This is a genomic window from Desulfobotulus alkaliphilus (assembly GCF_007830435.1).
Taxonomy (GTDB): domain Bacteria; phylum Desulfobacterota; class Desulfobacteria; order Desulfobacterales; family ASO4-4; genus Desulfobotulus; species Desulfobotulus alkaliphilus.
This window is the reverse complement of sequence record NZ_VLLC01000001.1, coordinates 248884-263273: the sequence shown is the minus strand read 5'-3', so window position 1 is coordinate 263273 and position 14390 is coordinate 248884. Positions and strand designations below refer to the sequence as shown.

Here is a 14390-nt window from a genome sequence, read left to right as displayed (position 1 = left end):
ATCCCTTGGGATCATCAGGAGTTGACGATGAAAGAAGGCATTCACCCCGAATACGCAAAAACAACCATTACCTGCGCATGTGGCAGTGTTATTGAAACGGCTTCCACAAAAAAAGAGATCCGGGTAGAAATCTGTTCCGCCTGCCATCCTTTTTTTACCGGTAAGCAGAAGCTTGTGGATACGGAAGGCCGCATTGACCGCTTCCGCAAGAAATACGGAAACTACCAGCAGCAGCTGGCTAAATAGTTTTTGTCACTTATGACGCACCCCGCAGATTTTTTTGCGGGGTTTTTTTCTCTGGAAAAGTGCATGCCGGCATCTGCCGGTTTTCTTTTTGGAAAAAAAGCCTGCCTGAGTATTCCTGATCCTTGATTCTCACACACCTTGTTTTTTTGGCCAGAGGTCTATGCGGGAAGTGATGAAACAGGGAGGGTGATGGATCATGGGGGGGACGGGGGCAGAAGTAAGGTGTGCCGGGATGTTTGAAAAACTTGCGGGAGTTGAAGACCGGTTCATGGAGCTGGAACGTCTGATGAGTGATCCTGCCGTTCTTGCGGACCGGGAAGGTTATCAGAAGTTTTTGCGGGAACATGCGGAAATATCCGAGCTTGTGGCCGTATTCAGGTCTTACCGGGATGTGGTCCGGGAGCGTGAGGAGAATACCCTGCTTCTGAGGGATGCGGATCCTGAAATCCGTGAGATGGCCCAGGAGGAAGCCCATCGCCTTGAGGCCCTTGAGCTTCAGTTGCAGGGAGAGCTGAACCAGCTCCTTGTGCCCAAAGATCCCAACGATGGAAAGAATGTCATCCTTGAGATTCGTGCCGGGACGGGTGGGGATGAGGCTGCTCTTTTTGCGGCTGATCTTTTCCGGATGTATGCCCGGTTTGCGGAAAACAGCGGCTGGAAGGTAGAGATTCTCGATGCCAGCGAGCCGGATGTGGGCGGTTTTAAGGAAGTTGTGGCCATGATTCAGGGCCGGGGTGTTTATTCTGTGATGAAATATGAGTCCGGCATCCATCGTGTGCAGCGGGTTCCCACCACGGAAACCCAGGGGCGCATTCATACCTCTGCGGTGACCGTTGCGGTGCTGCCGGAGGCAGAGGAAGTGGATGTCCATGTGGATGAAAAGGACTTGAGGATTGATACCTACCGTTCCCAGGGTGCCGGTGGTCAGCATGTTAACACCACGGATTCTGCCGTGCGCATTACCCATATTCCCACGGGAATTGTGGTACAGTGTCAGGACGAGAAATCCCAGCATAAAAACCGCCTGAAAGCCATGCAGGTTTTAAGGGCCAGAATGTATGATGCTCTGGTGCAGGAGCAGGCGGCAAAGCGTTCTGCGGACAGAAAAGAGCAGGTGGGAACGGGTGACAGATCCGGGAGAATCCGGACCTATAACTACCCCCAGGGCCGGGTGACGGATCATCGTATTGGCCTGACCCTTTACCGTCTGGATGCTGTTCTGCAGGGAGATATGGCCCAGCTTGTGGATGCCCTGAGAACCCATTATCAGGCGGAGGCCCTGCAGCATGGCGTTGCATGAGCCGGAAAAAAAGGATGTCTGGGATGTGGGAAAGGTGCTGCGCTGGACCACGGAATATTTTGCCACCCATGGCATTGACAGTCCCCGTCTGACAGCGGAGATCCTTCTGGCCCATTGTCTGGGTACTTCCCGGCTCAATCTCTATCTGCGTTTTGACCAGCCCCTGAATCCATCGGAACGAGATGCTTTCAGGCATCTGATCCGCCGAAGGGCAGCAAGGGAGCCTGTGGCCCATATCACCGGAGAGCGCAGTTTCTGGACCCTGGACCTTGCGACAGGTCCACAGGCACTGATTCCAAGGCCGGACACGGAAACCCTGGTTTCCGAGGCCCTGAAATATCTGCCGGAAGACAGGGCCTGCCGGGTGCTGGATCTGGGCACGGGAACGGGTTGCATCGCACTTGCGGTGGCGGCAGAGCGCCCTTTGTGTACGGTTTTTGCAGTGGATCTTTCCATTGCGGCCTGTGGGCTGGCCATGAAAAATATCAGGAATGCGGATCTTGCTGCCAGGGTTTTTCCCGTAACGGCAAGCTGGTGCGGGGCCTTTAAGCGGGGGACGCTTTTTGATCTTGTGGTTTCCAATCCTCCCTATATTCCTACGGCCCACATGGCAGCCCTTGCGCCGGAAGTGAGGGACCATGAACCTCCCCTTGCCCTGGATGGTGGTGCTGACGGTCTTTCTGCCTACCGCAGCCTTGTTTCTGAAGTCAGGGATGTGCTGAGGCCCGGTGGTATTCTTCTGCTTGAAATCGGGTATGATCAGTTCAGGGATGTGTCTTACCTGTTTGCAGGGACCGGGGATTATGAGGTTTTTCCCTGTGTCATGGATCTGGCAGACAGGGAAAGGGTTGTGGTTTTACGGCGGAAAATGAACTAAGTGCTTGCCGACTGTGCCCGATATCTGATAGGGATATCAGGTTAATGAAAAGTCTTTGAGGGATAAGGACTTTTACCTAAGGTATTTTAACACGTCTTTGGATCCGGATCCCGGTGCCGCATGCGGTTGGACCCGGAAAGGAAGAAGGCGGCAGATCAACCAAATGAAGCGGTCTGTAACCGCAGGAGAAGTGGTACATGGCGTATGTAACAATGAAGGAACTGTTGGAAGCGGGCGTACATTTCGGACACCAGACCAAGCGCTGGAACCCCAAAATGAAGCCCTATATTTTTGGTGCAAGAAACGGGATTTATATTCTGGATCTCCAGAAGACCGTCCGCATGTTCCGCAAGGCCTATGATTTTGTGGCCGATGTGGGTGCCAGTGGAGAATCCATCCTTTTTGTGGGCACCAAAAAACAGGCCAGAGAAGCCATTTATGAAGAAGCCAACCGTGCGGAAGCCTATTATGTGCAGAACCGCTGGCTGGGTGGCATGCTGACCAATTTTCAGACCGTCAAGCAGAGTATCGAGCGTCTGAAATACCTCAAAGACATCCAGAATGATGGTTCCATTGAGCTTTTCCCCAAAAAGGAAAGGCTTTCCATGATCAAGGATCAGGAAAAACTGGAAGCCACTCTGGGCGGGATTCAGAACATGACCCGACTGCCGGGCTGCATGTTTATCATCGATCCCAAAAATGAAGCCATTGCCATCAAGGAGGCCAAGCGTCTTGGCATTCCAACGGTTGCCGTGGTGGATACCAACTGTGATCCCGATGACATTGATTTCCCCATCCCCGGCAATGATGACGCCATCCGTGCCATCCGTCTGATCGCTTCCCGCATTGCCGATGCCTACCTTGAAGGTCGGGGCCGTTATGAAGAAAAAATGCATGCGGTCACGGATAAGGAAGAGGGGGATGCTCCCGTTTCCGCCGATATGAAACCCGGTGAGCGCAAGATCATTGCCGATGGCAGTGACGGGCCTGTGATCGAAGTGATCAAGAAAAGTACGGAGCCTGCCACAGGTGAAGTGACCGAATAAGCAGGCTGGTAGCCATAATTTATTTAACTTAATAATTTTTCTATAAAGATAATGATGCACGGCCCCGGAGAACTGCATGGCTTTGCAGGGTTCTCCGGGGAGGTATAACAGACATCAGAAAGGGCAGATGTTTCCATGGCGGAAATCAGCGCAGAAATGGTTAAGGAGCTTCGGGGTAAAACCGGGGCCGGTATTATGGACTGCAAGGCGGCTTTGAAGGAAAATGATGGTGATCTGGAAAAAGCCGTAGATTATTTAAGAAAAAAAGGTCTTGCAACGGCCAAGAAAAAGGCCGGAAGGGAAGCCTCCGAGGGACGTGTGGAGGCCTATATCCATATGGGCGGCAAGATTGGCGTTCTTGTGGAAGTGGGTTGTGAGACGGATTTTGTTGCCAAAAATGAAGATTTTATTGATTTTTGCCGCAGCATTGCCATGCACATTGCGGCTTCGGCACCCATGGGTCTTGCCGCAGAAGATATTCCGGCCGATGTGATTGCCCGTGAAAGGGATGTGTATCGTGGCCAGCTTCTGGAAGAGGGCAAGCCCGAGAACATGGTGGATAAAATTGTTGAGGGAAAAATCAATAAATTTTATAAGGATGCCTGCCTTCTGTCCCAGCCCTATATTAAGGATCCCAAGCTGACGGTGCAGGATATTCTGAATGAGACCGTGGGCAAAATTGGTGAGAATATTGTGATCAAGCGGTTCAGCCGCTTCCAGATTGGAGCCTGATACCTTGAAGCCCGGATATAAGCGGATATTGTTGAAGTTGAGTGGGGAAGCCCTTATGGGAGATCAGGGCTTCGGCATCCGTCCGGATATTCTGCAGTATGTGGCAGAGGAAATCCGCTCGATACATGATCTGGGCGTAGAGGTCGCTGTGGTGGTGGGCGGAGGGAATATTTTCCGCGGTATCGCCGCCAGTTCCTACGGTATGGATCGTGCCTCCGCAGATCATATGGGCATGCTGGCAACGGTGATCAACTCCCTTGCCCTCCAGGGTACCCTGGAAGGCAGGGGGCTTCAGACCCGTGTTCAGTCGGCCATATCCATGCATGAGGTCTGTGAGCCTTTTATTCTGCGGCGGGCGGTGCGGCATTTGGAAAAGGGGCGCATTGTTATTTTTGCTGCGGGAACGGGAAGCCCTTATTTCACAACGGATACGGCGGCGGTTCTCAGGGCTCAGGAAATCCATGCGGAAATCCTCCTGAAAGCCACCAAGGTGAACGGCGTCTATGATTCCGATCCTGAGAAAAATGCCGATGCAAAACTCATCAGAAATCTGACCTATATGGAAGTGCTGGAACGCCAGCTCCATGTGATGGATATGACAGCCATTTCTCTGGCCATGGATAATGGACTGCCCTTAAGTGTCTTTGATCTTCTGGGCAAGGGGAATATCGCCCGGGTTGTATGCGGTGATGAGAGTATTGGCACCCTGATCCGCTGATTTCTGACAGCTCTGCCATGGAACAGATCCTGATGCTTTTTGTTGGGGTCTTTTTGGAATGTCAGGTCATAAAAAAAGGACTGCAATATGCTGGATACCGTTTACTCAGAAACACAGGAAAAAATGGCAAGGGCCATTGATGCCCTTAAGGCTGATCTGCTGAAGGTGCGTACGGGAAGAGCATCTGCAAACATGCTGGATGCCGTGCGTGTGGATTATTACGGAACGCTGACGCCTCTGCATCAGATGGCTTCCATATCAACCCCTGAAAGCCGCCTTCTTGTGATACAGCCCTGGGATGCAACGGCCATGAAGGAGATAGAAAAGGGGATTCTGAAGGCCAATGTGGGGCTTACCCCCTCCAACGATGGCAAGGTGATCCGCATTTCCATTCCTCCCCTGACCGAAGAGCGGCGCAAGGATATTGTCAAGCAGGTGGGCAAAACCTGTGAGGAATACAAGGTTGGTGTGAGGAATCTTCGCAGGGATGCCAATGAGACCTTGAAGGCCTTTAAAAAAGACGGGGATATCTCTGAAGATGAGATGTTCAAGGGGCAGGATCAGATCCAGAAGCTGACCGATGATCACATCCGTCAGGTTGAAGACCTCCAGAAGGCGAAAGAGAAGGAAGTCCTTGAATTCTGAATTGCCTGACGGACTCTCCGCTGAAGCCATTCCCGCCCATGTGGCCATTATCATGGACGGGAATGGGAGATGGGCCAAAAAACGGCTGATGAACCGGGTAAAGGGCCATGAAAAGGGCTCTGAAACCGTACGTGCGGTGGTGCGTACCAGCCGGGAGCTTGGGATTTCATACTTAAGTCTCTATGCTTTTTCTACGGAAAACTGGGAAAGGCCCAAAAGCGAGGTGGCGACCCTCATGTCCCTGCTCCGCCGCTTTCTGGCTTCCGAGCGTCAGGAGATGCTGGATAACAATATCCGGCTCAATGCCATTGGTGAGCTGGACAGGCTTCCCGATAAGGTACGGTCGGATCTTGAAAATATCATGGTGGAAACGGCCGGGAATACAGGCATGGTGCTGACCCTTTGCCTGAGCTATGGTGCCAGGGACGAGCTGACAGCGGCCATGCGTGCCGTGGCCATCAAGGTGGGGCAGGGGCTTTTGAACCCGGAAAGCCTTTCCCAGGAAGATCTTGCAGGCCACCTGTATACGGCGGGCATGCCGGATCCGGATCTTCTGATCCGTACCAGCGGTGAGATGCGCCTTTCCAATTTCATGCTCTGGCAACTGGCCTATACGGAGTTTGTTTTTACCCCGACGCTCTGGCCGGATTTTTCCAGACAGGAATATCTGGAAATACTCAAAGGGTATCAGGAACGGGACCGTCGTTTCGGTAAGGTAAAAGATGCCTGATTCCATGGGAATATGCCCATGGCAGCCTGTGGGATCTTCCTGATAGGGGAGATCCTTTTTTTTCATGAAAAGCCGGATGACCCGGTTGAAACGGAGACCGACATGCATGGAACCCGTTGGCTTACTGCCATACTGGCCCTTCCCCTTCTGGTCTGGCTGATTGCGGCGGGGGGGCCTTTTCTCTTTTTTCTCACGATTTTTGCCGTGGCGCTGATTGCCCAGTCGGAATACCATTACATCATGGATGCAAGGTCTGCCCTGGCTCCGGAACCCGAACTGCGCTGGGTTGCCCGCCTTGGGCTGTCTTTTCCGGTTCTTTTTTCCTTCTGGGGGCTGGCAGGGCTTTTTGCCGGACTTTGCCTTGCCTTTCTTGCCCTTGCTGCTTTCTGCATGTTCCGCTTTGGTCCGCGTCCGGGGCTTTTGTCAGCCATTCCCGGTGAAATGCAGGGCTTTTTATGGATCGCCTTTCCCGTGGCCTGTCTTGGGGTACTGCGTATGACAGACCATGGCATTGCCTGGGTTTTCTTTACCCTGCTCCTTGTGGCATGCGGAGATACGGGTGCCTATTATGCGGGCAGGTTTTTCGGGAAACGGAAGCTGGCTCCGGCCATTAGCCCTGCAAAAACCCTGGAAGGTTTTTTCGGTGGCGTGATTCTGACCCTTGCCATGGCTTTTTTGTTCAAAATTTTTTTCCTGCCTTCCTTTTCCATGCTCCCCGTCCTTTTTACTGCCCTTGTAACCGCCTTTGTGGCACCCATGGGCGATCTTTTTGAGTCCATGCAGAAAAGGCTTTCCAGTGTAAAGGACTCAGGAACCCTTCTGCCCGGGCATGGCGGTATGCTGGACCGCATTGATGCCCTTCTTTTTGCGGCTCCCGTGGTTCTGATCATGCGTATATGGGTGTGCTGAAACCATGAAAAATCTCTGCATTCTGGGATGTACCGGCTCCATTGGCCGCAATGTTGTTGAAATTGTCCGCAGATTTCCGGACCGTTACAGGGCCCTTGTCCTTGCGGCGGGGGACAATGTGGACCTTCTCTCTGAGCAGATGGCTCTGCTGAAACCCCGTGTGGTGGTTCTGCGCACGGAGGCAGGGGCCCTTGCACTGCAAAGGAGTGGCGCTGCCCATGGCGTGGAGGTTCTTTACGGGGATGCCGGGTATATTGCTGCGGCCACCCACACGGAAGTGGATACCGTGGTTGCCGCCATTGTGGGGGCTGCCGGGCTTCTGCCCACCATGGCTGCCGTGGATGCCGGGAAAACCCTTGCTTTGGCCAACAAGGAATCCCTTGTGGTGGCTGGCGGACTGCTCATGCCCCTTGCCCGTGAGAGGGGGGTGGATATTCTTCCCGTGGACAGCGAGCATTCCGCCGTGTTTCAGTGCCTTGCCGGGCAGAGGGGAGGGGATGTGGCCAAACTTTTGCTCACCGCTTCCGGTGGCCCTTTCAGAACCCGTCATAAAAGCAGTTTTGATGATATTCGACCCGAAGATGCCCTTGCCCATCCCACATGGAATATGGGCAGAAAAATTTCCATAGATTCTGCCACCCTGATGAATAAGGGACTGGAAGTCATTGAAGCCATGCATCTTTTCTCCGTTCCCGTAGAGAAAATTGATGTGGTGGTGCATCCCCAGAGCATAGTGCATTCCATGGTGGCCTTTTGTGACGGTACGGTGATGGCGCAGATGGGAATTCCCGACATGAAAGGGGCCATAGCCCTGGCCCTTTCCTGGCCTGAGCGCTTGCCCCTGAACCTGCCTTTACCGGACTTTTCTGCGCTGGACATGCGTATGGAAGCCCCGGATCTGGAACGCTTTCCCTGTCTGGGTCTTGCCTTTGATGCCGCCCGTGAAGGGGGTGTTTTTCCCGCTGTCCTGAATGCTGCCAATGAAGTAGCGGTGGAAGCTTTTTTGCAGGGGCGTATCCCCTTTCCCCGTATTTCCGGGCTCATTGCCGAAACCCTGATGGCTACGGAGAACCACCGTGTAAAGGATCTGGAGGATCTTCTGCAGGCGGATGCCAACGCCAGACAGACAGCCTTGTCTCTGATCCGCAGTGTATGAATCTTTGTAACTTCTGAGTAACTTCAAAAGTTACTCTATGACAAAACGCCGTAACACGGCGTGGGTTGCTGTTCAGCACAGTTTTTCATATCATACCTGCAAGACAGATTCACAGGCTCCAGACTATTTGCCCGTGACGTACTCCGGCACTCAAGCCTGAAAAGGCTGCATCGTTTACATGATGAGCTTTGGTTTTAGAGCTTGAGTGCCGGAATCCGAAACGATTGCAATGTCACTTTCAAATAGCCTCGGAGCCTTGCAACAGTACGAAGCTGCTGCAATTACAGCATTGGCACTTCGAAATCAATTGTGCTGAATAATTAAGAATATTTTTTAAGAGATAAAATATAATGATTCCCTTCATGAGTATATAAGGACATACCTTTATACAGAACAGTTACACATCATTTCTGGCATTCGGAGGTTATATGACCAGCCTTTTATCCTTTCTGGTGGTCTTAAGTGTTCTTATTTTTATCCATGAGCTGGGCCATTATCTTTTGGCGCGCATGCTGGGAGTAGGGGTTGAGCGTTTTTCCATCGGTTTTGGCCCGAGGCTTGCCGGATGGAAATCCGGACGGACGGATTTTCGGATTTCCGCCATTCCTCTGGGAGGCTACGTTAAAATGGTGGGGGACGAGCCCGGAGCAGAGCTGCCCGAAGAGGACCTGCCTTTATCCTTTACCCACAAACCCGTATGGAAGCGTATGCTCATTGTGGCTGCGGGACCATTTTTCAATCTCCTTTTGGCTGTGGTTTTTCTCTGGGGCCTTGTCTTCTGGTACGGCCTTCCCGTGATGGATCCTGTGGTGGGGGATATTGCTTCTGACTCACCGGCAGCATCTGCGGGGCTTCGCACCGGAGACTTTGTACTCAGTGTGGATGGCAGGGCTGTGGATACCTGGGAGGATGTGCAGAAGCGGGTGAAGCGCTATTCGGGCAGGGACGGACTGGTTTTTGAAATAGACAGGGCAGGAAGCAGAAGACAGATGACTGTTTTTCCTGAGCCCATGCCCACAAGGGATGCCCTCGGTGCCATGGTGATGCGGACGGGCATTGGTGCCAACCCCTTTGTTCCTGCGGTGATTGGCTTTGTGAACCCCGGATTTCCCGCAGAGGAGGCCGGGCTTAAGCCCGGAGACCGCATCTTTCGGATCAATGGCGATCCCGTGAACACATGGACACAGATGGCAGGAAGAATTCAGGCATCCAGGGGAGAGCCCTTGGAGCTGGAAGTAGAGAGGGCCGGGGAAAGGCTTCGTCTGCACCTGCAGGCAAGGGAAGAGACCATGGAAGACGGCATGGGAGGAAGGGTGACCCGTCATGTGGTGGGGATTTCGCCGGAGCCTTACACCAGAGCCAGCCATCAGGGTTTTTTTGGCTCCATGCTCGAAGGAACAAGGCAGACAGGAGAAATTGTCAAGGTGACGGGCATTGCCCTGGCCCGCATGGTGAAAGGAAGTCTGTCCAGGGACAATCTGGGCGGGCCCATTCTTATTGCCCAGATGGCCGGTAGTGAGGCCAGCAAAGGGGTTGCCCATCTTCTGGCCTTTATTGCCGTCATCAGCGTGAATCTGGCCCTTTTGAATCTTCTGCCCATTCCCGTGCTGGACGGGGGACATCTGCTTTTTTACACCATTGAGCTGATCCGTGGTAAACCCGTCAGCACCCGGGGCCGGGAAGTGGCCCAGCAGGTGGGGATTTTTCTTCTTCTGAGTTTGATGGTCTTTGCTTTTTATAATGATATTCTGCGTCTGTTTCAGGGATGACGGCAAAGGAGCATGAACAATTTTTAAGTTTTTGACCTTGATACCCATATTTCAAGATTCTGTGTAATTATTCAGCACAGTTTATTCCGAACTGCCAAAGCTTTAGTTGCAGCAGCTTCGTACTATTGCAAGGCTCCGTGGCTATTTGCAAGTGACATTGCAATCGTTTCGGATCAGAGTTTCGCAGGCCTGTGCGAAAGAAGCGGCAAACTGTCTGAGCCGCCACAAGGCAGCGTGCTTAAGCCTGCCATGGTAATCAAAAAGCTTATCCTGCCTGTGGCGGGGAGTTTTTGCCGCTTCCGCACAGGGCAAGAAGCTCCCGAATAAGATTGCGTCACGGGCAAATAGCCTGGGGCCTGTGCATCTGTCTTGCAGGTATGGTACTTGGAAAACTGTGCTAAACAGTTACGATTCTGTGAACAAGGAAAAGAGATAATATGCAGGCAAGATTAGAAATTACCCTGAAGCCGGAGCTGGAAGATGCGGAGGGCCTGGCCCTGCAGAAAAAGGTGAAGGATGTATTCGGTATCGAACTGGATGCGGTGCGCTGTGTCCGGATTCTCACCTTTGATGCGGAGCTGACGGAGGCGGAATGTATCCTTGCAAGGGATCGTATTTTCTGCAATCCCGTGAGCCAGGAGGCTTCCTTTGAGCCGCTGGCTCTCGATTTTGACGGCTGCATATGGGTAGGTTTCAGGCCCGGTGTGCGGGATAATGCCGGGGCCACGGCCATGGAAGCATTGTCCGATGTACTGGGCCGTTCCTTCGGACCTGAAGATACGGTGTACACCTCCAGACGTTACTGCATCAAGGGAAAGGGGCTGACGGAAAAGCTCATGGACCGCATTGCAGGTGAGCTGCTGGCCAATGATATTATTCAGCAGTGGCAGGTTTTTACGAAGGAAAGCTGGGATGTGAAAGAAGGAGTCGGGCTGATCCTTCCCAAGGTTCGACTGAACCATGAACCCGAAGTCACCACCATTCCCATTGACAGTGATGCCACCCTGCAGGCGGTGAGTCAGGCAAGAAACCTTGCCCTGAACCCCAATGATGTTCCTGTGATACGCAGGTATTTTCTCAATGGGCAAACCCTTGCCCTGCGCAGGGAAAAGGGGCTAGAGCAGCCAACGGACATAGAAATTGAATATATTGCCCAGGGAAGAAGTGACCATTGCAATCACAATACCTTCCGTGGACTCTTCCGGTACAGGGATCTGGAAACCGGCGAGACTGAGGTCATCGATAACCTTTTCAAAACCTGTATACAGAATCCTACCCTTAAAATGCAGAAGGAAAAGGACTGGGTTGTTTCCGTACTCTGGGACAATGCCGGTGCCGCCCGTTTTGATGATCACTGGAATTATGTCATTACCGGAGAAACCCACAACTCACCTTCCAATATGGAGGCCTATGGCGGTGCCATCACGGGGATTGTGGGCGTTTACAGGGATCCTCTGGGGACGGGAAAGGGTGCCCGCCTGATCATGGGCAGTTATGGTTTCTGTGTGGGCGAGCTGGATTATGACGGTCCACTGAAACCCCGTCTGCATCCCCGCCGTATTCTGGATGGCGTGGTGGAGGGGGTGAGGGATGGTGGAAACAAGTCCGGGGTTCCCACCCCCTTTGGGCAGGTGACCTTCCATTCCGGCTACATGGGTAAATGCCTGGTCTTTGTGACGGCGCTGGGCATCATGCCCAAAGCCGTGGCAGGCGCACCGGGCCATGAAAAGACCACCAGCCCCGGCGAGCACATCATCATGTGCGGAGGCCGTGTGGGTAAGGATGGCATCCACGGGGTTACGGCTTCTTCGGAAACCTTCAGTGCCCATACCCCCGCAGGGCATGTGCAGATCGGAGACCCCTATACCCAGAAGAAGATGCATGATTTTCTTCTGGAGGCCAGGGATGCCGGTCTCATTGCCTTTATTACGGATAATGGCGGTGGGGGGCTGTCTTCTTCCATAGGTGAATCCGCCCGTTTTGCAGGAGGCTGCACCGTGGCGCTGGATCAGGTGCCCCTGAAGTATGAGGGATTGGATCAGTGGGAAATCTGGGTGTCCGAGTCCCAGGAGCGTATGACCGTTTCCGTGAAACCGGAGCATCTTGAGGCCTTTATGGCCCTTTCTGAAAAACATGCCGTGGAAAGTACGGTCATCGGTACCTATACGGACACGGGATATCTGGAAATCACCTGGAAGGGGAAAACCGTTGCCTGGATTCATATGGATCTTCTGGAAGAGGGTTTTCCCCAGTGGGAATTTGACTGTGAGTGGATTCCTCCGAAACTTCGGGGGCTTTATGAGCCTGTCATTGGCGCACCTTCGGATTATAATGGGGTTTTGAAAACCCTGCTTGCAAGGCCCAATATTGCCTCAAAGGAATGGATTGTCCGCCAGTATGACCATGAGGTACAGGCGAATTCCGTGATCAAGCCCCTTGTGGGCAGAGAAAGGGATATTCCTTCGGATGCGGCGGTCATCCGCCCGGTTCTGGATTCCGAGAGGGGCATTGCCTTTACCCAGACCCTGCTGCCCACCTATTCTCAGATTGATGCGGGCGCCATGACCGCAGCAGTGATTGATGAAGCCGTACGCAGGCTTCTGGCCGTGGGTGGCGGACTTTCTGAAATGGGGGGGGTGGACAATTTCTGCTGGCCGGATATTCAGTATCATCCGGAGAAAAACCCCGATGGCCGTTTCAAGGCAGCCCAATTGGTACGTTCCTGCAAAGCTTTGCAGGCCATGTGCGAAGCCTACCAGATTCCCCTGCTTTCGGGTAAGGACTCCATGTATGTGGATGGTCATCTGCAGGGGCCCTTCGGAGAAACCCGCAAGGTTTCCGGTCTGGAGACCCTTCAGTTTTCCGCAACGGCCATGGTGGAGAATGTCTGGCTTTGCCAGAGCATGGATGTGAAAAATCCCGGAGACCGGCTCTATCTCTTAGGAGAAACCGCCAATGAACTGGGGGGATCGGAATATTATGAGTGGATGGGTTATGTGGGACTTCATGTGCCAGAGGTTGACCCTGAGGCTTTTCTGCCCCTGTATCAGGCCCTTGAAAAGGCCATGAAAATGGCGCTTGTGAACAGTGCCCATGCCGTTGCCCGCGGGGGGCTGGGTGTGCATCTGGCCCTTGTGGCCATGGCAGGATGCCGGGGTCTCAATGTGGATCTTGGCCCTGTGAAGATACGGGGAGACATTCCTGTGGAGCGGGAGGATATTCTTCTTTTTTCCGAGTCCTGTGGCCGTATGCTGGTGACAGTTTCCAGGGAAAAGGAAAAGGCCTTTCAGGAACTCTTTGATGGCCTTCCCTGTGCCTGTATCGGGGAAGTTTTGGAAAATGACATTCTGCGCATATGCGGGCGGCAGGGCAAAGAACTGGTTCACACCTGCATGGCAGACCTCAAACAAAGCTTTAAAAAGCCTTTCGGAGATCGGATATGACAAGGCAGGTAAAGGTTCTGGTGCTGACGGGCTATGGCCTCAACTGTGATATGGAAACGGCCCATGCCTTTAAAATGGCAGGGGCTGCCCCGGAGAGGGTACACATCAACAGCCTGATTACCGGGGATGTGCGACTGGAAGATTATCAGATTCTTGTTTTCGGTGGTGGATTCAGCTGGGGGGATGACCATGGTGCCGGAGTGGTGCAGGCCGTGCGCATCATGACCGGCCTTGGGGATCGTATCAGACATTTCATTGCCGAAGGCAACCTTGTCATGGGTATATGCAATGGTTTTCAGACCCTTGTAAATACGGGTCTTCTGCCCGGTTTTGACGGGGACTACACCCGCAGGGAAGTGGCTCTTTTGCACAATGATTGCGGGAATTTCCGGGATCAGTGGGTGGATCTTTCCGTCAATCAGGAAAGCCCCTGTGTTTTTACCAAAGGAATGGACTTTTTGCCTTTGCCCGTGCGCCATGGAGAAGGCAAGTTCTATGCGGCTCCTGAAGTTATTCACAGGCTTGAGGTCTCAGGTCAGGTGGTGCTGCGCTATGCAGGAAGGGATGGCAGCCCTGCGCAGGGCGCATTTCCCTTGAATCCCAATGGGGCGGTGAATGACATTGCAGGCATCTGTGATCCCACAGGCAGGGTTTTCGGACTCATGCCCCATCCGGAAGCCTTTACCCATTTCACCCATCATCCGGACTGGACCCGGCTGAAGGCTGAAGGCCGTATTCTGCAGGAAAAGGATCTGCCGGGATTGAATATTTTCAGGAATGCCGTGGCGTTTTTTAAAAAATAAGGCAGTTTTTAAAGGC

The 14390-nt window shown here is 53.0% G+C and carries 13 protein-coding genes; all 13 read left to right on the top strand.

Features of this window, described 5'->3' with window-relative positions; all coding sequences use genetic code 11:
• Positions 1-27 precede the first annotated feature (27 nt).
• The 13 genes from rpmE (at position 28) to purQ (ending at position 14374) form a co-directional block, all read left to right on the top strand.
• Positions 28-246: a 50S ribosomal protein L31 gene (rpmE, locus tag LZ24_RS01200; protein ID WP_144681476.1), complete on the top strand. Its 219-nt coding sequence runs from the start codon at positions 28-30 to the stop codon at positions 244-246.
• 232 nt (positions 247-478) lie between these two features.
• On the top strand, positions 479-1546 hold the full coding sequence (gene prfA, locus LZ24_RS01195) for a peptide chain release factor 1 (protein ID WP_144681474.1): 1068 nt from the start codon (positions 479-481) through the stop codon (positions 1544-1546).
• Positions 1533-2423: a peptide chain release factor N(5)-glutamine methyltransferase gene (prmC, locus tag LZ24_RS01190; protein WP_144681472.1), complete on the top strand. Its 891-nt coding sequence runs from the start codon at positions 1533-1535 to the stop codon at positions 2421-2423. Before prfA ends, prmC begins: the two co-directional genes overlap by 14 nt.
• 197 nt (positions 2424-2620) lie before the next feature.
• Complete coding sequence (gene rpsB, locus LZ24_RS01185) at positions 2621-3469, top strand: 30S ribosomal protein S2 (RefSeq protein WP_144681470.1); 849 nt, start codon at positions 2621-2623, stop codon at positions 3467-3469.
• Between the two features lie 135 nt (positions 3470-3604).
• Positions 3605-4201: a translation elongation factor Ts gene (gene tsf, locus LZ24_RS01180; protein ID WP_144681468.1), complete on the top strand. Its 597-nt coding sequence runs from the start codon at positions 3605-3607 to the stop codon at positions 4199-4201.
• Between the two features lie 4 nt (positions 4202-4205).
• Positions 4206-4919 (top strand): UMP kinase, encoded by a 714-nt coding sequence (gene pyrH / locus LZ24_RS01175; protein WP_222427483.1) that lies wholly within the window; start codon positions 4206-4208, stop codon positions 4917-4919.
• A gap of 87 nt (positions 4920-5006) precedes the next feature.
• On the top strand, positions 5007-5564 hold the full coding sequence (gene frr / locus LZ24_RS01170; protein ID WP_144681463.1) for a ribosome recycling factor: 558 nt from the start codon (positions 5007-5009) through the stop codon (positions 5562-5564).
• On the top strand, positions 5554-6294 hold the full coding sequence (locus tag LZ24_RS01165; protein ID WP_246118487.1) for an isoprenyl transferase: 741 nt from the start codon (positions 5554-5556) through the stop codon (positions 6292-6294). The genes frr and LZ24_RS01165 overlap by 11 nt, the downstream gene beginning before the upstream one ends.
• A gap of 102 nt (positions 6295-6396) precedes the next feature.
• A complete protein-coding gene (locus LZ24_RS01160; RefSeq protein ID WP_186442853.1) occupies positions 6397-7203 on the top strand; it encodes a phosphatidate cytidylyltransferase in 807 nt (268 codons plus the stop codon).
• 4 nt (positions 7204-7207) lie between these two features.
• The gene (locus tag LZ24_RS01155; protein ID WP_144681457.1) at positions 7208-8359 is read left to right on the top strand and encodes a 1-deoxy-D-xylulose-5-phosphate reductoisomerase; all 1152 of its coding nucleotides are present in this window, start codon (positions 7208-7210) and stop codon (positions 8357-8359) included.
• A 428-nt stretch (positions 8360-8787) separates the two neighbouring features.
• Positions 8788-10128: an RIP metalloprotease RseP gene (gene rseP / locus LZ24_RS01150; protein ID WP_144681455.1), complete on the top strand. Its 1341-nt coding sequence runs from the start codon at positions 8788-8790 to the stop codon at positions 10126-10128.
• Positions 10129-10565: 437 nt separating this feature from the next.
• Positions 10566-13571, top strand: a complete 3006-nt coding sequence (locus LZ24_RS01145) for an AIR synthase-related protein (protein WP_144681453.1) — start codon at positions 10566-10568, stop codon at positions 13569-13571.
• The gene (gene purQ, locus LZ24_RS01140) at positions 13568-14374 is read left to right on the top strand and encodes a phosphoribosylformylglycinamidine synthase I (protein ID WP_144681451.1); all 807 of its coding nucleotides are present in this window, start codon (positions 13568-13570) and stop codon (positions 14372-14374) included. Before LZ24_RS01145 ends, purQ begins: the two co-directional genes overlap by 4 nt.
• Positions 14375-14390 lie beyond the last annotated feature (16 nt).